23 protein-coding genes are annotated in these 25206 nt (G+C 63.0%); 14 read left to right on the top strand and 9 right to left on the bottom strand.

The features are described from left to right. Positions 1 to 66: 66 nt before the first annotated feature. The 8 genes from NWI_RS01800 to modC all read left to right on the top strand — a co-directional run bounded on the left by NWI_RS01800 (position 67) and on the right by modC (position 6773). Positions 67 to 468: a PTS sugar transporter subunit IIA gene (locus NWI_RS01800; RefSeq protein WP_011313677.1), complete on the top strand. Its 402-nt coding sequence runs from the start codon at positions 67 to 69 to the stop codon at positions 466 to 468. Next, positions 465 to 794 carry an HPr family phosphocarrier protein gene (locus tag NWI_RS01795; protein WP_011313676.1) on the top strand — a complete coding sequence of 110 codons (330 nt, stop codon included), beginning with the start codon at positions 465 to 467 and terminating at the stop codon, positions 792 to 794. Before NWI_RS01800 ends, NWI_RS01795 begins: the two co-directional genes overlap by 4 nt. Before the next feature lie 95 nt (positions 795 to 889). Then, positions 890 to 2701 (top strand): translation elongation factor 4, encoded by a 1812-nt coding sequence (gene lepA / locus NWI_RS01790; protein ID WP_011313675.1) that lies wholly within the window; start codon positions 890 to 892, stop codon positions 2699 to 2701. A 96-nt stretch (positions 2702 to 2797) separates the two neighbouring features. Next, positions 2798 to 3136: a hypothetical protein gene (locus tag NWI_RS01785; RefSeq protein ID WP_011313674.1), complete on the top strand. Its 339-nt coding sequence runs from the start codon at positions 2798 to 2800 to the stop codon at positions 3134 to 3136. Between the two features lie 129 nt (positions 3137 to 3265). Beyond that, positions 3266 to 4225 carry a penicillin-insensitive murein endopeptidase gene (gene mepA, locus NWI_RS01780; RefSeq protein WP_049750608.1) on the top strand — a complete coding sequence of 320 codons (960 nt, stop codon included), beginning with the start codon at positions 3266 to 3268 and terminating at the stop codon, positions 4223 to 4225. Positions 4226 to 4415: 190 nt separating this feature from the next. Continuing rightward, positions 4416 to 5240 carry a molybdate ABC transporter substrate-binding protein gene (gene modA / locus NWI_RS01775; protein WP_011313672.1) on the top strand — a complete coding sequence of 275 codons (825 nt, stop codon included), beginning with the start codon at positions 4416 to 4418 and terminating at the stop codon, positions 5238 to 5240. Between the two features lie 169 nt (positions 5241 to 5409). Then, on the top strand, positions 5410 to 6105 hold the full coding sequence (gene modB / locus NWI_RS01770) for a molybdate ABC transporter permease subunit (protein ID WP_041344654.1): 696 nt from the start codon (positions 5410 to 5412) through the stop codon (positions 6103 to 6105). Between the two features lie 2 nt (positions 6106 to 6107). Continuing rightward, the gene (gene modC, locus NWI_RS01765; protein ID WP_011313670.1) at positions 6108 to 6773 is read left to right on the top strand and encodes a molybdenum ABC transporter ATP-binding protein; all 666 of its coding nucleotides are present in this window, start codon (positions 6108 to 6110) and stop codon (positions 6771 to 6773) included. A gap of 20 nt (positions 6774 to 6793) precedes the next feature. Here the strand turns inward: modC and NWI_RS01760 are convergent, their stop codons facing one another. Continuing rightward, entirely contained in the window at positions 6794 to 8587 is a 1794-nt protein-coding gene (locus NWI_RS01760; protein WP_011313669.1) for a potassium/proton antiporter, read from the bottom strand. Between the two features lie 211 nt (positions 8588 to 8798). Here NWI_RS01760 and map point away from each other — a divergent pair, with 211 nt between their 5' ends. Next, complete coding sequence (gene map / locus NWI_RS01755; protein WP_011313668.1) at positions 8799 to 9614, top strand: type I methionyl aminopeptidase; 816 nt, start codon at positions 8799 to 8801, stop codon at positions 9612 to 9614. Between the two features lie 299 nt (positions 9615 to 9913). Next, positions 9914 to 10624 carry a RadC family protein gene (gene radC, locus NWI_RS01750; protein WP_011313667.1) on the top strand — a complete coding sequence of 237 codons (711 nt, stop codon included), beginning with the start codon at positions 9914 to 9916 and terminating at the stop codon, positions 10622 to 10624. A 69-nt stretch (positions 10625 to 10693) separates the two neighbouring features. On the opposite strand, the gene NWI_RS01745 is transcribed toward radC, so the two are convergent. From NWI_RS01745 to NWI_RS01730, 4 genes are read right to left on the bottom strand one after another with little or no spacing between them, the layout of a single operon-like run. Then, a complete protein-coding gene (locus NWI_RS01745) occupies positions 10694 to 11434 on the bottom strand; it encodes an AprI/Inh family metalloprotease inhibitor (RefSeq protein WP_011313666.1) in 741 nt (246 codons plus the stop codon). Continuing rightward, a complete protein-coding gene (locus NWI_RS01740; protein WP_011313665.1) occupies positions 11431 to 12267 on the bottom strand; it encodes an ABC transporter permease in 837 nt (278 codons plus the stop codon). Before NWI_RS01740 ends, NWI_RS01745 begins: the two co-directional genes overlap by 4 nt. Continuing rightward, a complete protein-coding gene (locus tag NWI_RS01735; protein WP_011313664.1) occupies positions 12264 to 13067 on the bottom strand; it encodes an ABC transporter ATP-binding protein in 804 nt (267 codons plus the stop codon). Before NWI_RS01735 ends, NWI_RS01740 begins: the two co-directional genes overlap by 4 nt. A 15-nt stretch (positions 13068 to 13082) precedes the next feature. Further along, entirely contained in the window at positions 13083 to 14117 is a 1035-nt protein-coding gene (locus NWI_RS01730; protein ID WP_011313663.1) for an ABC transporter substrate-binding protein, read from the bottom strand. Positions 14118 to 14256: 139 nt separating this feature from the next. On the opposite strand from NWI_RS01730, the gene NWI_RS01725 reads away from it, so the two are divergent. The 3 genes from NWI_RS01725 (at position 14257) to NWI_RS17820 (ending at position 17803) form a co-directional block, all read left to right on the top strand. Then, the gene (locus NWI_RS01725) at positions 14257 to 15075 is read left to right on the top strand and encodes a creatininase family protein (protein ID WP_011313662.1); all 819 of its coding nucleotides are present in this window, start codon (positions 14257 to 14259) and stop codon (positions 15073 to 15075) included. 261 nt (positions 15076 to 15336) lie between these two features. Further along, entirely contained in the window at positions 15337 to 17328 is a 1992-nt protein-coding gene (locus NWI_RS01720; protein ID WP_049750606.1) for a carbohydrate porin, read from the top strand. A gap of 331 nt (positions 17329 to 17659) precedes the next feature. Then, entirely contained in the window at positions 17660 to 17803 is a 144-nt protein-coding gene (locus NWI_RS17820; RefSeq protein ID WP_187148007.1) for a hypothetical protein, read from the top strand. Positions 17804 to 18009: 206 nt separating this feature from the next. Here NWI_RS17820 and NWI_RS01715 read toward each other — a convergent pair whose 3' ends face one another. Both NWI_RS01715 and NWI_RS01710 read right to left on the bottom strand, forming a co-directional pair. Next, positions 18010 to 20211, bottom strand: coding sequence for an amylo-alpha-1,6-glucosidase (locus tag NWI_RS01715; protein WP_011313660.1), 2202 nt, complete (start codon positions 20209 to 20211; stop codon positions 18010 to 18012). A gap of 67 nt (positions 20212 to 20278) precedes the next feature. Further along, positions 20279 to 22042 carry an ABC transporter ATP-binding protein gene (locus NWI_RS01710; protein WP_011313659.1) on the bottom strand — a complete coding sequence of 588 codons (1764 nt, stop codon included), beginning with the start codon at positions 22040 to 22042 and terminating at the stop codon, positions 20279 to 20281. Positions 22043 to 22332: 290 nt separating this feature from the next. On the opposite strand from NWI_RS01710, the gene NWI_RS01705 reads away from it, so the two are divergent. After that, positions 22333 to 23400, top strand: a complete 1068-nt coding sequence (locus NWI_RS01705; protein ID WP_011313658.1) for a glycosyltransferase family 4 protein — start codon at positions 22333 to 22335, stop codon at positions 23398 to 23400. 99 nt (positions 23401 to 23499) lie between these two features. On the opposite strand, the gene NWI_RS01700 is transcribed toward NWI_RS01705, so the two are convergent. Together NWI_RS01700 and NWI_RS01695 are read right to left on the bottom strand one after the other, a co-directional pair. Beyond that, complete coding sequence (locus NWI_RS01700) at positions 23500 to 23871, bottom strand: DUF2794 domain-containing protein (RefSeq protein WP_011313657.1); 372 nt, start codon at positions 23869 to 23871, stop codon at positions 23500 to 23502. A gap of 427 nt (positions 23872 to 24298) precedes the next feature. Then, entirely contained in the window at positions 24299 to 25054 is a 756-nt protein-coding gene (locus tag NWI_RS01695) for a DUF1223 domain-containing protein (protein WP_041345294.1), read from the bottom strand. Between the last annotated feature and the right edge of the window lie 152 nt (positions 25055 to 25206).

Below are 25206 nucleotides of genomic sequence, written 5' to 3'. Positions count from 1 at the left end.
AGGGCTCCGGATGGTCAAAGTGACCCGTTCGTGCGGTGCACCAAAAGCACCCGCGAGGAGTTGTCAATGATTGGTCTGGTACTTGTGACCCACGGGCGCCTCGCCGACGAATTCAAGGCCGCGCTCGAACACGTAATGGGCCCGCAAAAGCAAATCGAAGCCATTACCATCGGCGCCGACGATGATGCCGACCTGTGCCGGAGCGATATCATCGAAGCCGTCAACCGGGTGGACAGCGGCGACGGCGTCGCGATCCTGACCGACATGTTCGGCGGCACGCCTTCGAACCTCGCGATCTCCTGCATGAGCCGGCCCAAGGTCGAGGTGCTCGCGGGAATCAACCTTCCGATGCTGGTGAAGCTCGCCAAGGTGCGCGAGGAGCGCACGCTGCCCGACGCCATCGCGATGGCGCAGGAGGCCGGGCGTAAGTACGTGACGATCGCCAGCCGGGTGCTCGCCGGGAAATGACCGGGCAGCCGGACGACGAAGCCGCACCGACGGTGGACGGCGCATCTGCCCCCGGCACGATCTCCTGCGACATGCCGATCGTCAACAAGCGCGGCCTTCATGCAAGGGCGTCCGCGAAATTCGTGCAGATGGTCGAACGTTTCGAGGCCGACGTCAGCGTCACCCGCAACGGCGAGACGGTCGGCGGCAATTCGATCATGGGATTGATGATGCTGTCCGCGGGCATCGGAACGACGATCACCGTATCCGCAACCGGTCCGGAAGCCGAGGCGGCGATCGCTGCGATCGCCGACCTCATCGGCAACAGATTCGACGAGGACGAGTGATCCTCGGTCCGCCTCGCCTCGCGCCGCCGTCAGAAAGCGTTTCCCGGGGTTGACGCTTGCTTGCCCGCCGTTTCGGCCGGTGCTATCCCGCGCCCATGACGACCTCTCCCATAGCCAACATCCGCAACTTCTCCATCGTCGCCCATATTGATCATGGGAAGTCGACGCTGGCCGACCGCCTGATCCAGATGACCGGCGGCCTGAGCGATCGGGAAATGGCGGGCAAGGAGCAGGTGCTCGATTCGATGGACATCGAGCGCGAGCGCGGCATCACGATCAAGGCGCAGACGGTGCGTCTGAAGTACCGCGCCAAGGACGGCAAGGACTACGTCTTCAACCTGATGGACACGCCCGGTCACGTCGATTTCGCCTACGAGGTTTCGCGCTCGCTCGCGGCTTGTGAGGGTTCGCTGCTGGTGGTGGATGCGAGCCAGGGCGTGGAAGCGCAGACACTCGCCAACGTCTACCAGGCGCTCGACAACAACCATGAGATCGTGCCCGTCCTCAACAAGGTCGACCTGCCCGCCGCCGAGCCGGACAAGGTGAAACAGCAGATCGAGGACGTGATCGGAATCGACGCCTCCGACGCGGTGATGATTTCGGCCAAGACCGGCCTTGGCGTGCCCGATGTGCTGGAAGCCATCGTCACCCGGCTGCCGCCGCCGAAAGGCGACCGCGACGCCACGCTGAAGGCGTTGCTGGTCGATAGCTGGTACGACGTCTATCTCGGCGTGGTCGTGCTGATCCGCGTCATCGACGGCGCGCTCAGGAAAGGCAGCCGCATCCGCATGATCGGCACGAGCGCGGCTTACGATGTCGAGCGCGTCGGCTTCTTCACGCCAAAAATGCAGCAGGTCGACGAACTCGGCCCCGGCGAGATCGGCTTCATCACAGCCGCCATCAAGGAAGTCGCGGACACCCGCGTCGGCGACACCATCACCGACGATCGCAAGCCGGTGACGGAGATGCTGCCCGGCTTCAAGCCCGCGATTCCCGTGGTGTTCTGCGGCCTGTTTCCCGTAGACGCCGACGATTTCGAGACGCTGCGCGCGGCGATGGGCAAGCTGCGTCTCAACGACGCCAGCTTCTCGTTCGAAATGGAAACCTCCGCCGCGCTAGGCTTCGGCTTCCGCTGCGGTTTCCTCGGTCTGCTGCATCTTGAGATCGTCCAGGAACGGCTCTCCCGCGAGTTCGATCTCAACCTGATCGCCACCGCTCCGAGCGTCATCTACAGGATGAGGCTGACGGACGGCGTGGAGATCGAGATCCACAATCCGATCGACATGCCCGACGTGGTGAAAATCGCCGAGATCCAGGAGCCGTGGATCGAGGCCACCATCCTCACGCCCGACGAGTATCTCGGCAGCGTGCTGAAGCTGTGTCAGGACCGCCGCGGCGTGCAGAAGGAACTCACCTATGTCGGCGCGCGGGCGATGGCGAAATACGACCTGCCCCTCAACGAGGTCGTGTTCGACTTCTACGACCGGCTCAAGTCCGTCTCCAAGGGCTACGCCTCGTTCGATTATCATCTCACCGACTACAAGCCGGCCGATCTCGTGAAGATGCAGATCCTCGTCAACGGCGAGCCGGTCGATGCGCTGTCCATGCTGGTGCATCGCACCCGCGCCGAAGGCCGCGGCCGCGCCATGGTCGAGAAGATGAAAGAACTGATCCCGCCGCACATGTTCCAGATTCCGATCCAGGCGGCGATCGGCGGCAAGGTGATCGCGCGCGAGACGGTGCGCGCGCTGCGCAAGGATGTCACCGCGAAGTGCTACGGCGGCGATGTCAGCCGCAAGAGAAAGCTTCTGGAGAAGCAGAAGGAAGGCAAGAAGAAGATGCGGCAGTTCGGCAAGGTCGATATTCCGCAGGAAGCCTTCATCGCCGCCCTGAAGGTCGATAACTGACGCTTCAAGTCAGGCTTACGGCCCGCAGCACGACTGCAGGAACCCTCGCAACGGCGCAACGTTTCGTTTCCATCGAAACGCAGTCGGAGAGGCATCATGCCCCGCGGTGACAAGTCAGCCTATACAGGCAAGCAGAAACGCAAGGCCGAACACATCGAGGAAGGATACGAGAAGCGCGGCGTGAAGAAGGAGGAGGCCGAGCGCCGGGCGTGGGCCACCGTCAACAAGGAAAGCGGCGGCGGCAAGAAGAGCGGATCGGGCCGCGGCCGCAAGACCACGAACGTCTCATCAAAACGCGGCGGCAAGCTCGGCGGCAAGGCTTCGGCCGCCCGTTCGGCGGCCGATCGGTCGCGAGCGGCGAAAAAGGGGGCTGCGACCCGCAAGCGCAATGCCGTAAAGCGCTCTCCGACGAGGAAAGCCGCCGGCAAGCGATAACAGAGCCTCAGGAGGCCACGCTTCCGTCCGCTATCAATGCAGCAGGCTGCGGCCGTCATGCCGGCGCGGCGGAACCACCATCAGCCATTGTGGTCGCGGCGCCGCGAAAACGCTATAGAATCGCCGCTCATGAACATCCGCGCGATTCTCCCCCTGCTTCTGTTCTTCGGGCTCGCCGCCCCGATCGGCGCATTGGTGCCGAGCGCGGTCGCGCAAGATAAAGGAACGCTGCACCCGAAGCCGCTGCCGCCGCTGGCCAATCCCGATGATCCCGCATTGGCCGCCAAGCAACTGTTCGGCCGCAAGACGTTGCCTGCCGCCGGAGCGCCTTACGTGATCGGCTTTTACGCGCGGGGCTGCATTGCCGGGGCCGAGGCGCTGCCGGTCACCGGGCCGACCTGGCAGGTGATGCGCCTGTCGCGCAACCGCAACTGGGCGCATCCGGCCATGGTGGCGCTGCTTGAACGGGTGTCGGCGAAGGCGCGCAGGGACGCCGGATGGCCGGGGCTTCTCATCGGCGACATGGCCCAGCCGCGCGGCGGTCCGATGCTCACCGGTCATGCCAGCCACCAGATCGGACTCGATGCCGACGTCTGGCTCACGCCAATGCCGAACCGGCTGTTGTCGCGCAACGAGCGCGAGGAGATGTCGGCGGTCATGATGGTGCGCCGCGACCGTCTGGATATCGATCCCCGCGCCTGGACGCCGAGCCACCTCGGTGTCATCCGCGCCGCGGCCAGGGAACCATCGGTCGAGCGCATTTTCGTCAACGCCGCGATCAAGAAGGCGCTCTGCCGCGAAGCGAAGGGCGATCGCAGCTGGCTCTCGAAGGTTCGCCCGATGTACGGCCACGACTATCACTTCCACATTCGCATCAAGTGTCCGCCGGGCAGCCCGCAGTGCGAATCCCAGCCTCCGCCGGGGCCGGCAGAGGGATGCGGCGCGCAGGATCTGGCCTATTGGTTCAGCGACGCCGTGCTGCATCCGAAACCGCCGAAGACGCCGCCGAAGCCGAAGCCCCCGATCACATTGTCGCAACTGCCCACGGCCTGCCGTCAGGTTCTGGCGGCGCCGGACGCCCGCCAGTAGCAGGGAGCGACACAAAACCGGCGACCGCAAGCTCTTTACGTATATATCGCTCGGCTGATATTGTCGCCGAGCGATCTTTCCGGCCGGCCGTAAGCCCGCTGGAAATCCTGGAACGGCGCTTCCGTCGATCGTCCTGTCAATCCCTCACAACCTGCGCGGACATTCGCGCGGGATCGGTCTGGAGCGTCATATGAAATCCGTCACACGTTCATTGCTCGCGGCATTGCTGGTTGGTGCCACCTTCGCTCTGCCGGCCTCCGCCAAGGATGCAAGGCCTCAGGCCACGACGCCGCCCGCCGCGCAGGCCAGAACGCTGACCGTATTCGCCGCGGCTTCTCTGAAAAACGCGCTCGATGAGGTGGACTACGCCTACGCCGCCAAGACCGGCGTCAAGATCACCGCCAGCTACGCGGCGAGTTCCGCGCTGGCCAAGCAGATCGAGCAGGGCGCGCCTGCGGACGTATACGTGTCCGCTGACGTCGCCTGGATGGATTATGTGAATAGCAAGAAAGCCATCAATGAGCCGACCCGCGTCAACCTGCTCGGCAACAGCATCGTGCTGATCGCGCCGAAGGATTCAAAGATCGACAACGTCACCATCGATCAGGGCTTCGATCTCGCCCAGCTCGCCGGCGACGGCAAGATCGCGACCGGCGACGTTAAGGCGGTGCCTGTCGGCAAATACGCCAAGGCGGCGCTGGAAAAACTCGGCGCGTGGACGGCGGTGGAACCGAAAGTGGCGATGGCGGAGAATGTTCGCGCGGCGCTGGCGCTGGTCGCGCGCAACGAGGCTGTGCTCGGCATCGTCTATTCCACCGACGCCAGGGTCGAACCCGGCGTGAAGGTTGTCGGCACCTTCCCGGCGTCCTCGCACCCGGCGATCATCTATCCCGTGGCGGCGACTTCAACCGCACATAAGGATACCGCGGATTATCTCGCCTTCTTGCGCGGTTCGGAAGCCAAGGCGATCTTCGAGAAACACGGCTTTACGTTTCTGGTCGATCCCACGACCTGAGCGGTGCCGATCAAAGCTGGTTCGCAACGAGATCGGCTCGTGCGTTCGGCGCATGACATAAAGCAGCCCGGCGTTCCCGTGGGATGGCCGGGTCGTTTCGTCTTTGCCGCAACGGCGCTTCACGCGTTCCGAGTCCCAGATAATAGCCAGGCAACAGCTCCGAGACCTCATGTTTGATATCTCGACCCCTGAATGGATGGCGGTGCTACTCTCGCTCAAGGTGGGAGTGGTTGCAACGCTGGTGGCGACGCCGATCGCCATCGCGCTGGCGTGGGCCCTTGCGCGCTACGAATTCTGGGGCAAATCGATTGTCGATGCCGCCGTTCATCTGCCGCTGGTGCTGCCCCCCGTCGTCACCGGCTATCTGCTGCTTCTGACTTTCGGCAAGCGCGGGCTGGTCGGAGGCTGGCTCGACGATCACCTCGGAATCGTGTTCGCCTTTCGCTGGACCGGCGCGGCGCTTGCCTGCGGCGTGATGTCGTTTCCGCTATTGGTGCGGCCGATCCGGCTGTCGATCGAGGCCATCGACCGGCGGCTGGAACAGGCCGCCAGCACGCTCGGGGCCTCGCCATGGAAGGTCTTCGCCACGGTGACATTGCCGCTGGCGCTGCCCGGCATTCTGGCGGGCATGGTGCTTGGCTTCGCCAAGGCGATCGGCGAATTCGGCGCGACCATCACCTTCGTCTCCAATATTCCCGGCGAAACCCAGACGATTTCCTCGGCGATCTATTCGCTAATCCAGACCCCCGACGGGGACGCCGCGGGGATGCGGTTGGTCATCATATCGATCGCCATGTCCATGGCGGCGCTGATCGCCTCCGAGGTGTTCACCCGGCGCGCCACACGGCGCCTGCACGGAATCTGACCATGCTGCGCGTCGAGGTTTCGAAACAGCTTGGCCAGTTCTCGGTCGATGTCGCGTTTGCGAGCGAAGGACGCGTCACCGGACTGTTCGGACCGTCGGGCTCGGGCAAGACATCGCTAGTCAGCATGATCGCGGGGCTCATGACCCCGGATCGCGGCGTCATCTCGGTCGATGGCGAAGCGCTCGACGACACCACGCGACGCTTCCACGTCGCCGTTCATCGCCGCCGCATCGGTTATGTCTTTCAGGATGCGCGGCTGTTTCCGCATTTCGACGTGCGGCGGAACCTCGACTACGGACGGCGGATGAACCGGCTGACCAGAGATGACGCGCAGGAGAAGCGCCTCAGCGAAATGCTCAATATCGGCCACCTGCTCGATCGCCGGCCGGGCCAGCTTTCCGGAGGCGAGCGGCAACGGGTGGCGCTTGGCCGCGCGTTGCTGGCGCAGCCCCGGCTGCTGTTGCTGGATGAACCACTGGGATCGCTGGATGAAGACCGGAAGGCGGAAATCCTGCCCTACCTGACGCGGCTGCGCGACGAAGCCGGCGTGCCGATGGTTTATGTCAGCCATGACCCGGATGAACTGCGCCAGCTCGCTTCGCACATCGTGATGCTCAAGCGCGGCCGGGTCGCGGCGTTCGGCGGGCCCGAGGTCCTGCCCGCTTAACCCGAACTGCCCGTGCGTGGTCAGGTCCCTGCAACCGCCGACCAGGCCTTCGCCGCTTTCTGCTTCAATGTACCCATTCTGGACGGCGCCGGCCGTTTTTCCTCGTCTTGTGGCAAACGGAGTCCGACTGCGTTGACGCGGCCCTGGCTGATGTTACGCGCGACGAGGACGATGGCGTCAAGCGGCAGGGTCGCCCCCTCTTTCGGCGCGCGATCGAGATGGACATCGAAATAATCCGCCAGCGTCAGCTCCGCTGCGGCCGGATCGACGGAAACGCCGTAGATCTGCGCGATGTCGCCAAGGCTGGTTTCGCCGGAGACCAGGAAGTCGCCCAGCAGATGCGGGTCCGGCGACGCCATCGGCTGCATATCGACAAAAAAGCGGTCGAGGGCCTCGGCCTTTTCCGGCGGCGCCAGCAGATAGAGATAGTCTCCCGCTTCGATCGGTTCGGCCTCAGCGGGCGTCAGGATTTTCTCGTTGCGAATCACGAGCGTCGGCTTCGACCACGACGGAATCAGCCCGCGCCGAAGAAACAGGCTTGTCGGTCGTACCGCATAGCCGACCAACTGTTGTTCGAGCTGTCCCGGCAAATCGAGTTCGACGCGGCGCGGCCCCCGGTCGGCCCGCGGCAACGCCACATGCAGTCGCCGGGCGGCCGGAGCAAGCGTCCAGCCCTGCAGCAAAAGCGAGATGATCACCACGACGAACGCGACGTCGAAATACAGATACGCCTTCGACAGGCCGACCAGCATCGGAATCGAGGCAAGAAAGATCGCAACCGCCCCCCGCAGCCCGGTCCAGGCAATGAACAGCTTTTCCCGCCAGTTAAAGGGAAACGGCGCGAGACATAAAAAGACCGCGAGCGGCCGCGCCACCAGCATCAGCACGAACGCGACGAGCACCGCCGGAAGCGCGCTGTCCATCAGGCGGTACGGCGAGACCAGCAAGCCGAGCAACACGAACATCACGATCTGCGCCAGCCAGGTCGCGGCGTCGAGGAACGTCACCACCGAACTGTGCGCGCGCGTCGGACGATTGCCGATGATGATTCCCGCGAGATAGACCGCGAGAAATCCCGATGCATGAAATATCTGCGCCACCCCGAAAATCACGAGCGCCGCGGTCGTGACGAACGGCGCATGCAACCCCTGGGGAAGCGCCACCCGATTCAGGGCGACGACCACGAGCCGTCCGCCGATCACACCGACAATGCCGCCCAGCATGGACTCCCGGAGAAACTCGATCACCACATGCCAGACCGAACTGTCGCCGACCGAGATCAACTCGACCAGCATCAGCGTGAGAAACACCGCGAAGGGGTCGTTGGTGCCGGACTCCGCCTCCAGCGTCGCGCCAACCCGCGGACGCAGCCGCAGCCCTTGCGCGTGGACCAGCAGGAACACCGCGGCCGCGTCGGTGGAGGCGACGACCGCGCCGATCAGCAGCGCCTCGGTCCAGTTGAGATCGAGCGCATATCTGGCGACCGGCGCCGTGACCAGTGCGGTCAGCAGCACGCCCAGCGTGGCGAGCACCATCGAGGGCGCCAGCACCGTGCGGATGCTCTGGAACCGGGTCTTCAGACCGCCGTCGAACAGGATCAGCGCCAGCGCGGCCGACCCCACGAGATAGGTGTTCTGGACGTCGCTGAATGACAGGCCGCCGGGCCCGGAATCACCCGCCAACATGCCTATGAACAGAAAGACGAGCAGCAAGGGAGCGCCAAACCGCAACGCCAGCAGGCTCGACAGAATTCCGGCCATGACCAGAATCGCGCCAAGCAGGATGGCCAGACTGACCGAATCCAGGGATGCCATCAGAGGTCCGAAGCGGTAAACACGAGCGCTTTCATCCTTATCGCCGGTGCCGCAGCGCGCCAATCGATTTTCTGCCGGTCGGCCTTATTTGTGCGCCAGGCCGCGACGTCGGCACCTGGCCGCGCCGCATGAAGGCTTCAGCTTGCGCTGGCAGCGCCATCCATTAGATTAGGAGGCAGCAACTTTCGTTCATCCGGATTCAGATCAGTTGATGAGTTACGTCGAAGCCTCCGAAACCCCCCTGCGAAAGACCGGACAGATCAAGCTGCACGGCCCGAGCGGTTTCGCCGGAATGCGCAACGCCGGAGCCCTGACGGCGCGCTGTCTCGACGAACTCGCCGATTTCGTGAAACCCGGCGTCCTCACCTCGCAGATCGACGATCTCGTTCGTGAGTTCGCCTTCAGTCACGGCGCCTATCCGGCGACGCTGATGTATCGCGGCTATCGCTACTCAACCTGCACCTCGGTCAATCACGTCGTCTGTCACGGGATGCCCGGCGATCGCGTCCTGAGAGAGGGCGATATCGTCAACGTGGACGTCACGTTGATCGTCGACGGCTGGTACGGCGATTCCAGCCGCATGTATCCGGTCGGCCCGATCGCACGCAAGGCCGAGCGGCTGATCGATATAACCTATGAAGCGATGATGCGCGGCATCGCGGCGGTCAAGCCCGGCGCGACCACCGGCGATATCGGTCACGCCATCCAGAGTTTCGTCGAGCCCCAGGGCATGAGCGTCGTCCGCGATTTCTGCGGCCACGGGCTCGGCCGCATATTCCACGATGAACCGAACATCATCCATGTCGGACGGCCCGGCGACGGCGTGCGGCTCAGGCCCGGAATGTTCTTTACCATCGAGCCGATGATCAACCTCGGCAAACCGCATGTGAAAATCCTGTCCGACGGCTGGACCGCCGTCACCCGCGATCGTTCGCTGTCGGCGCAGTTCGAGCATTCGGTCGGCGTGACCCAGACGGGGGTTGAGATCTTCACGCTGTCGCCGCGTCAACTCGACAAGCCCACCTGAGAAGGCTGAACCTCGAGCCGGACAGCAGATCGCGCGGATCGCGTACGCTTTCGTCACGCGCCGTCCCGAATGGGGGTTGCAAATACCGCGAGCCACGGCAAGGTTGTGGAAACGAGTGGAGTGACTTCGACATTCGCGCCCGCGCCGGCGCGTCCCGGGCGCAAATGTCAGATTCAAACCTCCACCGGCAGCTTATATTTGGGGTCCCTTCGATCCTGACATTCGCAAGAAGGCTCGCTGAAACGGGACGCGAATGTTAGAACCGGAATCGGACCACCAGGAATGGTTTGCTCCATCCGATGCCCGCCAACGCCGACAACCCTTCAGGATTTGCCGAAGCGCCGCACTATCACGGCCATCGCGAACGGCTGCGGGAACGCTTCCGGGACGCCGGGCCTGACGCGCTCAGCGACTACGAATTACTCGAAATGGTGCTGTTTCGCGCGTTACCCCGCCGCGACGTCAAACCGCTGGCCAAATCCCTGATCGGCCGATTCGGATCATTCGCCGAGGTGGTTCATGCGCCCGACGCCCGGCTCCGCGAGATCAGCGGGCTCGGCGAGGCCGCGATCATCGAGATCAAGCTGATCGCGGCGACCGCAAGCCGCGTCGCCAAGGGACAGTTGAAGCAGCGGACCGTGCTGTCGTCATGGACCGCGGTGATCGACTATTGCCGGACTTCGATGGCGTTCGCCGACAAGGAACAGTTCCGCATCCTGTTCCTCGACAAACGCAACCAGCTGATCGCCGACGAGGTGCAGCAGGTCGGCACCATCGATCACACGCCGGTCTATCCGCGCGAAGTCGTCAAGCGCGCGCTCGAACTATCGGCGACCGCGATCATCATGGTGCACAACCATCCCTCCGGCGATCCGACGCCATCGCAAGCCGACATTCAGATGACCAAATCGATCGTCGACATTTCGTCGCCGCTCGGTATTTCCGTGCACGATCACATCATCGTCGGCAAGAACGGTCATTCCAGCCTGAAGGGGCTGCGGCTGATGTAGAGCCTTTTCGCTTCTGATGGGAATCCGGGGCCTCGTTCTGATTCCATCGGAACGGAAACGGCTTCAGGATTACCGCCGAATGAGAATCAGCGGATTGGCGCTGTCGGGAACCAGCCGCCACTGCGCATTGTCGTCGGCCTGGAAGTGCCAGGTCTCGCCGCCCGCCGACATCAGCAGGATCTCACCGCGATCGAGACGCCAAACCTCCGGCTTGAATCCCGCGATCGCCGGATCGCATTTGGGTTTAAGGAAGGCCTGGAAGCTGTCAGGCGGGGCTTCGGTATTGGTCAGCGTGATGCCGCAGATCGGCTGACCGTTGCTTCGAACGAAGGCCCAGTCGCCAATCATCTGGTCCATCGAGCGGGCGAGCGAGCGGGCCTCTGCGAGATTTTGCAGGATGTAAATGCCATCATTCTCCCGCCGGCCTTCGAGAATCCCGCTCTCGACTTCGGTGAAATCGATCACCGACTCTCCGGTCGCGGTCTGCAAGCGCACGATATCGAGGCCCGCGACGGTCCAGGCTGCAATGTCCTTCGTGAACGGCAATGACGCCACACAGCCCGGCTCGAGGTCGAGCTTAAGACCTTGCGGCGCCGTCTCGCCCTTGAGCGTCACCACGCAGGTCCTGCTGCGCTCGGTCGTGGACAGCTCCCATTGCCCGATCATGTTCTTTTTCAGGGCGGGTGAATCCTGCGATAGGGCTGGTCCGCAGGACATCAGCAGCGCGGCGGCGACCAGGACGGCTCTCCGTTTCCGCAACACGGACGCGCCGCCATCGACGTTGTCCGCAAAGACAGGCGCGGCCATCATTTTTCCTTCCCGAGCGCGCTTTCATGCCAGCGCCGCAGCATCAGATGCGATACTGCCGCGAGGCACATATAAATGACAATGCCCGCCACCGAGAGCAACAGCAGCGCCGCGAACATGCGGGGAATGTTGAGCCGGTAGCCTGACTCCGCGATCCGGTAGGCGAGGCCCGAGCCGGCGCCAGCCGAACCGGCCGCGATTTCAGCAACCACCGCGCCGATCAGCGACAAGCCGCCGGCGATGCGTAATCCGCCGAGAATGTACGGCAGAGCGGCCGGCAGCTTCAGATAACGCAGCGTCTGCATCCGCGATGCGCCATAAAGCCGGAACAGCCCGGCGAGATTGCGATCCACCGAATTGAGGCCGAGCGTGGTGTTCGACAGCACCGGAAAGAAGGCCACGATCCAGGCGCAAACCACAACCGCCGTCTGCTGCGGCAGGTAGATCAGAAGCAGCGGCGCAATCGCGATCACCGGCGTGACCTGCAGGATGATCGCATAGGGCAACAGCGCCTGCTCCAGCCATTTCGACTGGTTGAACAGCAGCGCGAGCGCGACGCCGCCGATGGCGGCGGCGATAAAGCCCTCCATCGTGGTCAGCAGGGTCGTCAGCAGCGAGCGCCACAGGATCGGCCAGTCCTGCACCAGCGTCGCCGCCACCAGGCCCGGGCCCGGCAGCACATAGGGCGGAATGTCCTTGAAGCGCACGAGCGCGTCCCACGCGAGAACGCCGACGCCCAACACCGCGAGCGGCAGCAGCACACGCACCGCCGGCCTCAGCGAATCGCGCGCCGATGCCTCGCTGCCGGTCGGCGCAGGCGGGGATGGTGACGTCATCGCCGCGCTCTTCCAGCCACGGCCCGGGACAACGCGGACGACACCTCGCGGCAATACGCGGCGTACTCCGCCGAGGTCCTGAAATCCTCACGCCGCGGCTCGGCGGTGTCGATGGCGTATTCAGCGCAGATGCGGCCCGGACGCGGCGTCATCACGACGACGCGGCGGGAGAGGTAGACCGACTCGAACACGGAATGGGTCACGAAGATGACGGTCTTGCGCAAGCCGCGCCACAACGCGAGCAGATCGTTGTTGAGATGGAAACGGGTGATCTCGTCAAGCGCCGCGAACGGCTCGTCCATCAGAAGAACGTCCGGATCGGTGACGAGCGCGCGGGCAAGCGAGACCCGCATCTTCATTCCGCCGGACAGTTGGCGCGGGTAGGCGGCGGCGAACTCCGCCAGCCCCACCCTCGCCAGCGCAACCTCGACCCGATCGCCGATGTCGGCCCGCCGCGGGCGCGAAAGCTTCAACGGCAGCGCCACGTTGTCGCGCACGGTCGCCCACGGCATCAGCGTCGGCTCCTGAAACACGAAGCCGATGGAGCGCCCGCCGCCGGCAAGCTGAACCCTGCCGGACGTCGGCTCGCTCAATCCGGCGATGATCCGCAGCGCGGTCGATTTCCCGCAGCCGGACGGCCCAAGCAGCGACACGAAATCGCCCTTGCGGACATTGAAATCGACAGGTCCCAAAGCCACGACGCCGCGGTCATAGCGTTTGGTAACGCCTTTCAGGCTCACCGCGTCGCCGGCGCGCGGGCCCACGCCGGATGGGTAGGACGCTATTGCGTGATCGATCATGTAACGCGGCTTCCGTCACTTGATCTGCAAGTTCCTGGGTCGCAAATCCAGACCGACACCCTTGTTCACGAATTGCAGGGTGTATGCCTTGCGGTAATCGAGATCCCGTCGCACCACGCCGGCCCGCACCATCTGGTCGAACAGACCAGCATAACGCACATCGGTCATGGCGCCGATGCCGTCGCGCAAGGAGTCGCCCGAGTCGACGATGCCGTGCTCTTTCATCTTCGCCACCGAATACGCCAGAAGGTCGTCGGTCATTTCGGGATTGAGCTTCTTGATCATGGCGTTGCCGGCGGTGTTGTCGCCGTAGAGGTAGGTGTACCAGCCGATGATCGAGGCATCAACGAACCGCTGCACCAGATCCTGTTTGGTCTCGACCAGATCGCGGCGTGTCTCGATCAGGGTCGAGTACGGATTGAACCCGGCATCCGCGAGCAGGATCACGGTCGGCTTGAAGCCGGCCTGCCGTTCCACCGCGAACGGTTCGGATGTCACGTAGCCCTGCATCGCGCTTTTCTTGTCGGCCAGAAAAGGCTGCGCGTTGAACGTGTAAGGCCTGATCTTCCCGGCGCTGAATCCATACTCGGACTTGAGCCACTGGAAGTAGCTTGCGATGCCTTCCTTGGAGATGAACAGATTAAGCGGCTTCAGGTCCTCGATCGTTGTCACCTTCGATTCCGGGTGGGCGAGAAAAACCTGCGGGTCCTTCTGGAACATCGCGGCCACCGCCACGACCGGCACGTTGTTGGCGACCGCATCGAACGACTGAAGGGTGTTCGCGGTCATGAAGAAGTCGAGCTTGCCGGCGATCAGCAGAACCCGGTTGTTCACATTCGGGCCGCCCGGAACGATGGTCACGTCGAGACCGAATTTTCTGTAGGTGCCGTCGGCCAGGGCTTGAAAGAAACCGCCGTGCTCACCCTCCGCCACCCAGTTGGTGCCAAAGGAGACCCTGTCCAGCGCCGGTTCGGCCGCGGCGGATGAGGCGACGCCAAGCGCAAGCCCGATTGCGACGGTCAGTCTTCGCAGCAAAAAGGCAAGGCTCATCCTTCGGCTCCTCGATCGTTCTGGCCCATGAAGCGGGCATTATGGCTTTGATTTGAACGCGCCTTGGCGCGAAACGGTGTCCATGCCGCTTGAAACAACGCTATAACCTGCATTCCCGTTCAATGAAACGCCGCGCGAAATGATCCCAACGCCCCCCTTCGACTGGCTGGCCATCGATTGGCCCGGCGTTGCACCCGAAGCCGCTGCAAACTGGATCGCGGTGCTGCCGCTGGCGGCCACCGAGCAGCACGGACCGCATCTGCCACTCACCACCGACGTGCTGATCGCGGAGGCTTACCTCGCCAAGGTCCGCGAATGGCTGCCGCAGGAGATCCCGGCGACTTTCCTGCCGGTGCAGCCGATCGGCATTTCCACGGAGCACATGGATTTTCCGGGCACCCGGACGCTGTCCAACGAGGCGGCGCTCAGGGCCTGGACCGCGCTCGGCGAAGAGGCCGCGCGGCGCGGAATCAGAAAGATCGTCATGGTATCCAGCCATGGCGGCAACAGCGCCGCGATGTCGATGGTGGCGCAGGACTTGCGCGCGCGGCATCGGATGCTCGCGGTCACCACGGCGTGGGCGCGCTTCGGCGTGCCCGACGGCCTGTTCGATGCGCAGGAGCTGCGCCACGGCGTTCACGGCGGCGCGGTCGAAACCTCGATCATGCTGGCCCGCTACCCGGACCGGGTCCGCAGCGACCGCATAGCCGATTTCAGCCCCGCAAGCATTGCGATCGAGAAAACCTATCGCTGGCTCGGCACACAACGGCCCGCGCCTTTCGCATGGCAGGCTCAGGACCTTCATCCCAGCGGGGCCGCCGGCGACGCGACGCAGGCCTCCGCGGAGAAGGGAGAGCGGCTGCTCGCGCACGGCGCCCGCGCGTTCTGCGAGTTGCTGGCGGACGTGGCGAGGTTCGACCCGGCGGCGTTGACAGGCGGTCCGGGCGGTCGCACTTGAGCATGATCAAAATAATCGGTCACAGGTTCGCCGGTGTTCTTCCGTCTCCCGCGTTGCCGCGCGCAAACGTCCTGTCGCACCTCTGTCATAGCCGGATGGGATTTCTGGGCGGATGGCGTTGCCTCTGGATCACTTAACGACTGGCGCAAATCAGGTGTCCCGCCAGGGAAACGACGGCCTCGCCAGGCTAATCCTTGCGGATAAGCGCCGGTCTGACTGGAGCGCCCGGTGAAAGGGATTCGATCAAACAGGCCTCGGCAAATCCAGCCGGCGCAGGCGTTGAAGCGGGCGACATGCGCCCTCGCCGGCCTTGCGGCGAGCCTGCTGGCGCAGAACGGGTTCGCGCAGGCGGCGGACTTTCCCGCGGTCAGGAAAGCGCGCCCCCTGACCGCCATCGACTGGTCCGGCTTTTATGTCGGCGGCCACGCCGGATTTGGTGGCGGCCGATCGGCCGCGACACTCTTCGATCCCGCACCGGCCGCCGGCCGCAACGTGTTCGGCGGACTGATCGGCGGCATTCAGGCCGGCTACAATGTCCGGCTGCCGTCGGGGCTGCTGCTCGGCCTTGAAGCCGACGTCTCGTTTCCGAGCTACATCGAGTCCAATTCGTTCGTCTCAGGGCTCGCGACAGCGCGTTCCGACATCACGCACCAATGGGATTTCATCGGAACGGCGCGCGCGCGGTTCGGCTATGCCGCGGGTCCCTGGCTTGCCTACGCCACCGGCGGCCTCGCCTTCGCCGGCGACCGCTATCTGAACGATCTTCCCTCGGGCGATCAGGAGAAGATGCTGGATGCCCGCTTCGGCTGGGTCGCCGGCGCGGGGCTTGAATACGCCTTCGCGCCATACTGGAGCGCGCGGCTTGAATACCTCCACTATCAATTCGAGGGAACGGGCGTTCAGTTTCCGTCGGCCGCGCAATATGCCGCGACCATGAACTTTCAATCGATCCGCGTCGGCCTCAACCGCAGGCTCGGCGGATCATTGCCGGGCACGGGCCCGGCGGAGCCGCCGGCCGGCCTGGAATCCGACCGCTGGGAGGTTCACGGCCAGACCGTCTATCTCGGACAGGGGTATCCGTCCTTCCGCGCGCCCTACAGCGGCCCCAACAGCCTGAGCCCGGCCGCACAGCATCAGGCGACGTGGAGCAACGCGCTGTTTCTGAACGCACGCCTCTGGGACGGCGGTGAAGTCTACTACAATCCCGAACTGCTTCAGGGTTTCGGCCTCAGCGACACCGTCGGCGTCGCGGGCTTTCCGAGCGGCGAGGCGCAAAAATCCAACTTCCCCTATCCGCGCTACAACACCTCGCGGCTGTTCGTGCGCCAGACCTTCGGTTTCGGCGGAGAGCAGGAAGACCTGGCAAGCGATCCGGGGCAGATCGCGGGCAAGGCCGATATCTCGCGACTGACGTTGCAAGCCGGCAAGATGGCGGTCATCGACATGTTCGACGGCAACGTTTATGCCAAGGACACCCGCGCTGATTTCATGAATTGGTCACTGTGGGCGCCGGGCGCCTTCGACTATGCCGCCGACAGGCTCGGGTTGACCTACGGCGTGACTGCCGAACTCAATCAGAAACAGTGGGCGCTGCGCGGCGGCTATTTCCTGATGAATTCGGAATCGAACGCCGACAGTTTCGACACCCAGGTGTTCCGGCGCGGCGAGTATGTGGTGGAACTGGAGACACGCTTCTCTCTGTTCGGCCGGCCCGGCAGGCTCCGCTCCCTCGGCTGGCTCAACAGCGCCTTCATGGGCAGCTATCGTGAAGCGCTGAACGATCCCGCCAATCTCGATATCTCGCGGACCCGCATGGGCCGGATCAAGTACGGATACGCCATCAACGTCGAGCAGGCCGTCACCGACGACATCGGGCTATTCGGCCGCTGGAGCTGGAATGACGGCCGGACCGAGATCATGGCGTTCACCGACATCGACGCCAGCCTCTCGCTCGGGACCTCGATCAAGGGAACAGGCTGGGGCCGGCCGGAGGATACGATCGGCATCGGCGGCGCGATCAACGCGCTGTCACGCGATCATCGCGACTTCATCGCCGCCGGCGGCCTCAGCGTTCTGATCGGCGACGGCCGGCTCAACTATCGCCGCGAGCGCATACTGGAGACGTATTATGCCTTTGCGCTGAACCGGTGGGTCACCCTGACGGCGGACTATCAGTTCATCACGAACCCTGGCTATAACGCCGATCGTGGTCCTGTGCATGTGTTCTCCGGACGGCTGCGCGGGGAGTTTTAAGAGCGTTTTCGAGCGAAGCGTATCCTCGGGCTTGTCCCGAGGATGAACACCGGTTCGCGTGAAGAAAACGCGTTAAACCAAGATCTGAGAGCCTCGCTTCTTATCCCGTCAGAAGCGAAAAGGCTCCAGGAGCAGCCTCCTCCTCTCCCTGACCGATCCGCCATCGAGGCATGGGGCGGTTACTTGTGCAAGATCGAGGAACGCAAGACTCCGACGCGGGTTAGGCATACGCGCTCATGCAGAGCCTCCGTCTCGTTCCGCTCTCCGGCCGGCTGTGATCGCGAACATTGAGGCCGACTGATCCCACGAAATTCATAACGCTGATGACGTCATGGATATCGAGTTTCTGAAGCAACAGGCAGAACGCTGCCGCCGCCTCGCAAAGGGAACCGATCCGTTCACCGAAAAGCGCCTGCTCAAGCTTGCCGAAGAATACGAGGCGCGGATCAAGGAGCTTGAGAGACGCGGCCCATGACCGTCCTATCTATAGCGTTTTCGAGCGAAGCATGTCCTCGGGCTTGTCACGAGGATGAACACCGGTTCGCGTGAAGAAAACGCTATAGAGTCTGTTTCAACTGCGTTGAACGGGACTCGTCGCTTATCTTTTTCCTTGAGCATGATCTTATCCGAAAACCGGTTTCCACTTTGCGCTGAAGCGGCTCTTCGGGTCTGGATCATGCCCTAACGGGACAGCACCATCGATACCTGGACGTGGCCTTGCGTCCGCAGCACCTCAACCGACACGTCCTCATCATGCCGGCGCAGACGCAGATCAACGGTGGATTCGCCAAGATGCAGACGCCGCAGGATCATCTCGTTGAGAAATGCCGGGAGCCGTGGATTGCGCAGCCTGATCTCGCTCCTTGCGGGGTCGAACTCCAGGCCCAGCGCCGCTTCCAGCAGCGTGAACGGCGTTGCGCTCGCCCATGCCTGCGGCAGACAGGCGACGGGATAAAGCGTCGGCCCACGCCGCGGTTCACGCCGGAAGCCGCAGAACAGCTCCGGCAGCCGCCGCAAATCCATATAGGAAGCGGCATCGAACAGCCCCTTGAAAACCTGCTCCACCGAGTGCTTGAGGCCATACCGCCCGAGCCCGAGCGCGATCAGCGCGTTGTCGTGCGGCCAGATCGAGCCGTTGTGATAGGACATCGGATTGTAGCGCGCTTCCCCAAGAGCAACGGTGCGGATTCCCCATCCGGTGAAGAAAGCAGGCCGCATCAGATCGGCGGCGACCAGGCGCGCCCGATCTTCACGGACCATGCCGGTGAACAGCAATTGCCCGGCGTTCGACGTCCGCACTTGGCAGGGACGTTTTTCCCCGTCCAGCGCCAGCGCGTAGGTCCCCAGATCCGGCAACCAGAACGTCTCCTCGAACCGGCGCGCCAGACGCTCCGCGGCGCGATCCAGTTCACCGGCCCGATCGGTCAGGCCTAGCGCGCGCGCGCACCGCGCCGCCGCCCGCTTGGCGGCGAAGACGTAACCTTGCACCTCCGCAAGCGCGATATTGCCCTCGGCAAGCGTGCCATCGGCATGGAAGATGGCGTCGAACGAGTCCTTCCAGCCTTGATTGGCGAGCCCCTGCTCGGATGCGCGCCGATATTCGACAAAGCCGTCGCCATCCGGATCGCCGGGGCCATCGATCCAGCCGAGCGCGGCCTCGATCGCCGGCCATAGCTCTTTCAGGATCGACTCGTCGCCCGTACGTTCGACGTAAAGCCCTGCGAGCAGCACGAACAGCGGCGTGGAATCGACGCTGCCGTAGTAGCGTTCGAAAGGCACTTCGCGCAGCGCCGCCATTTCGCCGCCGCGCATTTCGTGAAGGATTTTTCCCGGCTCGGCATCCGCGAGAGGATCGACGGTTTTCGCCTGAAAGGCCGCAAGCCTCCGGAGAACGCCGCGCGCGATGCCGGGGTCGATCCACAACATCTGCAAGGCCGTGATGAGGCCGTCGCGCCCGAACGTGGTCGAGTACCAGGGGATCCCGGCATAGGGATAGCGGCCCTGCGGCGTCTGCGTCATCAGGATATTCAGATCGGCCATCGACTGGCACAACACCTCGTTGAAGACGTCGTTCGAGGTTTCGATACTCGTCGTATGAGACCAGGCGCGCCGCATCTCACGGTGATGCGCCAGCAAGCCCCGGTAGAACGCAACCGGCCTCTCCGTCTCCGGCTTGTTGCAGGACACGGTGAGAAAGATTTCGGTGGTCTGCTGCGGGGGAAGATCGATCTGATAGACCGCGCTGTTGACCGTCAGCCGCGTCGGCCGTGGCGCGAAATGCAGGCGCGAGGTCCGAACGATGTCGTCGACACCAGTGTAGGACAGAACGACGGTGGCGGGATCTGCCAATTCGCTGGCGCCTGTCCCGCGACGCTCGCGGCGCTCGCCCCGAACCTCGAACAGGTCGGCGAAATCATTGTCGAATCGGAGGGAGAGGGCGATGCTTGCAGTCTGCTCGCCGTGATTCTGCAAACCGATCCTCTGATACGCCGTTCCCCGCCAGAGAAAGGTCGTGCGCACGATATGGATCGTATCCTTATGAAATACGATCCGGTCGCCGTCATAGATATCGGGATTGGTGAGATCGACCGTGAGGCCGGAATTGTCGTTGCGCAGGTTGGAGCCGAGCAGAAGCGGCTGCATGTCGTTGAGATGCAACTCCAGCCGGGCGAGGTATCGCGTGTCGGAATTGAACAGCCCGTCCGGGCCTCCCGCCGAAGCGCCGATATCACCATGGCTGTCCAGCACGACGAAGGTGTCATCGTGTTTAAGCGTGCGGCGCGGACGCGCCGACGGCCCGGTCATCGGAATATAGAAAGGCGATTCCGAGAGAGCTTCGGACGGCGCGCTCGTCATTCGAGCCGCACGTTTTGTCGCCATCATCTACCCCCTGCCGAATTCCTGATCATGCGGCTCCGTCCAGCGCCCGACGCCTGACGGAGATCAGGGTTCAAGCCGCGTGAACAGCAAGGCGGCTCATCTCCTTGGCGACGAGGTTTCGATAGTGTCCATCTTTGCGCATCAGACAAGCGGGCTGGCCGTCTTCGATGATTCTGCCGTTCTTGAGCACGACCACACGATCGAAACTGCGCAAAGTCGAAAGCCGGTGCGCGATCGCGATCACTGTACGGCCTCGCATCAAGCTGCCGAGCGCCTCGCGGACTGCCTCCTCGGACTCACTGTCCAACGCTGCGGTGGCCTCGTCAAGCAGCAAGATCGGCGTATCCTTGAGGAAAGCCCGTGCGATAGCGATACGCTGGCGCTGGCCTCCGGAAAGCTTCACGCCGCGGTTGCCGACCATGGTCGCGAATCCTTCGGGGAGATTGTCGACGAAATCACAACGCGCGGCGCTGGCTGCGCGCAGCACCTCGTCGTCGGTCGCCGTCGGACGACCGTAACGGATGTTCTCCAGAATGGTCCTGTGAAACAGTGAAATGTCCTGCGGCACCACGGATATGGCCTCGCGCAGGCTGTGCTGCGTCACGCGCGAGATATCCTGGTTGTCGATTGTCACGCTTCCGCGTTCCGCATCGTAGAACCGCTGCAACAGGACGAACAGCGTCGACTTGCCGCCGCCGGACTCTCCGACCAGCCCGACCCGCTGTCCCGGCTGTATCCTGAGGTTGAAGCGCTCGAAAACGGATCGGCCGCCCGGATATCGAAACGAAACATTGTTGAAGGCGATGGCCGCGCCGTTCTTTCGTAACGGCCTGGCTTCGGGATGATCGGTCAGCTCGTGCGGGACCAGCAGCGTCGCGACGGCTTCCGACAGCCGCGCCACGTGCTGGGTGACGTCCACGAGCGCGACGGCGAGATCTCTGGTGGCGTGCAGAATCGACAGGCCGAGCGTGCAGACCAGCACGACGTCCCCGGTGGTGACGCTACCGCGTTGCCACAGCGTAATGGCCCACGCCAGCAGCGAAATGGTCAGCACGATGGTGATGACGGCATGAGCGATCCTGAGCTTCTCCAGATAACGAAGACTACGTCCGCGCGCGCTCATTTCGCGGCCGACCGTGGCATTGAACCTGTCCAGTTCATGGTCGGTCCCGCAGAAGGCCCTCACCAGCGGCATGTTGTTGACGACATCGACCATCTCGCCATCAACCATCGCAGCCTTGTCGGCGTAATCGTCATGCAGGGTCTTCCCCCCGGCGGCCACTCCGAACATGACGAGGACCATGAAGACGGCGACGAGCGCCAGCCCGGCCGCCATCGGAAGACTGACCGTACCGATCAGCGCAATCGCAACCACCGTCGCGATACAGGGCGGCAGTACATTCCAGACCAGCATGTTCTCGACGGTATGGACCGCGTTCGAGGTCGCCGTGATGCGGCTCGTCAACATCCCCGGCATCCGTCTAGCGAAATAACTCGGCGCATGACCTGTCAGATGCCTGAAAATATCGCGGCGCAGGTCGCCGGTGACGCCGACGAATGTGAAGCTCGCGACCCAGCTCGCGACGCGCCAGAGCAAGTTGTCGGCAGCGATCAGCGTCACGAGAAAGATGAACGCCAGCCATACCGCCCCGCTATGACCGGGCCCGCGCGTCAGCGCATCGACCAGCGATTTGACGCCGTACTGCGTCCCGACTGAACACACCACCGCCGCGACGACGCATGAAAGGATCGCGATGTGCGACGCTGACCGCCGGCGGCAATAACGCATCACGAATGCAAAGGGCCGACTGGCGTACTCCGAAAGATCGTCCATGCATCCCTACCGTGCTGTGAAGTTGATCAGAGTAAAGAGCGAAAACGTCTTCTCGGAAGATGTTCGACAATGCCGCACAAGCCCCTCAGAAAAGCCGTCAATGCGCACAAACTTCGTTGCAAAGCCTGCATAGGTTGTCTGCAGGGGAGTGATGGCATCACCAAGACGACAATGTGGAAGAAGTCGCACGGAAGAAAGGAACCTCTCAAATCCGAGAACGTTCCTTTGTCCCGACAACCCTGACGCCTCCACTCGCCGACGAGACATGAACAATTACAGGAGACTGATAGATGCGCATCGCGCAGGTTGCTCCGTTGACGGAAGCTGTTCCTCCGAAGCTGTATGGCGGCACTGAACGAGTTGTGCACTGGCTGACGGAAGAACTCGTTGCCCTCGGCCACGACGTGACCCTTTTCGCCAGCGGCGATTCTCTTACGTCGGCCCGACTTGATGCGACCTGGCCGAGGGCTCTACGCCTGGATGGCGCCGTACGCGATCCTAACGCCCTTCACATGGTGATGCTGGAACGGGTCCGCCGGAAATGTGACGATGAAGAGTTCGATTTTCTCCACTTTCACCTCGACTACTACCCCTTCTCACTGTTTTCGAGACAACCAACACCCTTTCTCACCACGCTGCACGGCCGCCTCGACCTCCCGGAGCTCCAGCCGGTATTCAACGCATTTTCTTCAATTCCCTTGATCTCGATCTCGAACGCACAACGCCGCCCGGCGCCGCAAGCCCGCTGGCTTCGTACCGTGTATCACGGACTCCCCGAAAAGCTGTTGACGCCCCGCCCGGTCAAGCCGAGCTACCTCGCGGTGCTGGGCCGCATCGCTCCGGAGAAAGGCGTCGACCGCGCCATCAGGATCGCGCTTCGGTGCGGCATCCCGCTCAAGATCGCCGCTAAGGTCGATCGCGCCGATCAGGACTACTATGATGAATGCATCCGTCCGATGATGGATCATCCGCTGGTGGAATATATCGGCGAGATCAGCGACCACGAGAAACCCGACTTTCTCAGCGGAGCCATCGGGCTGCTGGTGCCGATCGCCTGGCCTGAACCGTTCGGCCTCGTGATGATAGAAGCGATGGCGTGCGGCACTCCCGTCATCGCCTACAATCGTGGCTCCGTCGCCGAGATCATCACGGATGGACGAACGGGGTTTATCGTCGAAGACGAGATCAGCGCGGTTGCCGCGGTCCACAGCCTGACGACGCTCGATCGCGGAGCCATCCGGGCGGAGTTCGAAGCGCGATTCACGGCGCGGCGCATGGCGCTGGATTATCTCGACTCCTATCGAAACCTCATCGAGGCTACGGCGCCGAGGATCAAGCTGGTCAGCAACGCCACCTAGGATCGAGCCTTTTTGCTTCTGATGGAATCAGAAGCAAAATTCTCCGCGGAGCATCATCCTGCGGTCCCCTTATCCAGGGGCCGCAGGAGCGTCGTTGCATCAGACCAGCGACAGCTTGCGATCAATGACAAGCAGCACGCGGTCGAGTTCATGGCCACGCCGCAGAATGAGGCCACTCGCCGAGATCACGCTATACGCGCCCTGCTTGCGCGCCAGTCGCGGATCTTTCTCGATCCGATAAATCGGAACTTCAGAAGCGCGACGGAAGACCGAGAACACCGCGCGATCCCTGAGAAAGTCGATGGCATAATCGCGCCAGTCCCCATCGGCAACCATCCGTCCATAAAGATTGAGGATGCGATTGAGTTCGAGACGGTTGAACGTCACCCTGCCTGGGATGGGAACGGGGGCGGGGTCACGTTCCGTCACGCGGCTCCCGCCCGGATCAAGATCGTCCGGTAGCGAACTCATCGGCGCCTCCTGTCACGGTCGGATGACATCATCGCGCCGGCTGCGACCTGTCGCAAGAGGTCTCGGCTCCCAGTCCGGAAAGGGGCGGGATCACGTCATTGTCTTGTTCCTCGCGCTACCGCGGCGCCCGGATAACAAGAACGTTAGGTAAAATCATAATGCAGCCCAAATTCCGACAAGCAACCGCCCCGCTGAACTGCGAAAAAACATTCTCTGCGATGGCCCGATTCTTTTGGAACCGGTTCCTCAGCCCCCAGCCCCCCGGGGCCATCAGGATCGGGCCTATTCGCAGAGATCAATTTCGGAGTTGCAAAAGCCCGGACCCGGTGTCGGGCTTTTTCTTTTTAGAGTATCCTGAAGGCAGGCCGCATTCATCGCGCAGGATTCGGGTCGCGGAAAATGAGAATCCGTATCAATGCAGCCAATCTCAATGCAGCAAGGTGTAGGCCGCGCCGAGCATCCGGCCGGGTCTTTCGCGATTGCCATCCTGGACATAGACAACCGCAGCATCGACGCCGTTATGGGCGATATTCTCGATTGGCACCGCCCAGGTGCCCGCCTTGCCCGTCCAGTCACCGACCTTGAGCCAGTTCCTAACGACATTGTGGTAGGTCACTTCGCGGCCGCTGTTCTCTCCGCGCCCGATCGCAATCGGGACCGCCCTGGAAACCGCACAGACCCAGATTTCGCCGCGACCCGAAAGATGCTTGCCGTTGGCGGATGCGACTGACACATTGAGCTGCCTGCCAGAGACCGACATTGAAACCGGCACCGACATCACATCCTGGCTTTGTTGCGTATCGCGGACCGCCCTTTCGATGGCCCCGCGATCGCTGCCGATCACATGGGCCGATCCATTGACGATCACCTGCGGCGTGTAGACATCGCGGTCGCCGCGCATCTGCGAATAGGCTTTCTGGCGCGCGGTGAAGCGATTGTCCGCGAGCGTATCCTTCCAGCCGAGATAATCCCAGTAATCGATCGGCATGCTCAGCGCGACGATCGACGGGTCCTTTGAAAGATCACCCAGAATTTCATCGGCGGCCGGACATGAGGAGCAACCCTGCGACGTGAACAGTTCAACCACCGCGCGCGGCTCCGCCAAAGCTGCACGACTGAGCGCGACAAGCGCGCAAACGCCGAGCGCACCGGACAGTCGTGTCAAACCACCACGAGACATCATCAAGATCACCGAAACCGCGGCACGGCGGGGGGCCTGCGGCATGAAGGAAAAGCACACTTTAAGAATGCGAGAAGCCGGCATTTTGATAGGCTGCCCCTCGCTTGCCCGCCACTCAATTCGCGGTGAAGGCCTCATACGTCAAGTGCGCCGTT

Source organism: Nitrobacter winogradskyi Nb-255, from assembly GCF_000012725.1.
Taxonomy (GTDB): domain Bacteria; phylum Pseudomonadota; class Alphaproteobacteria; order Rhizobiales; family Xanthobacteraceae; genus Nitrobacter; species Nitrobacter winogradskyi.
This window is presented reverse-complemented; position numbering and strand designations above follow the sequence as displayed.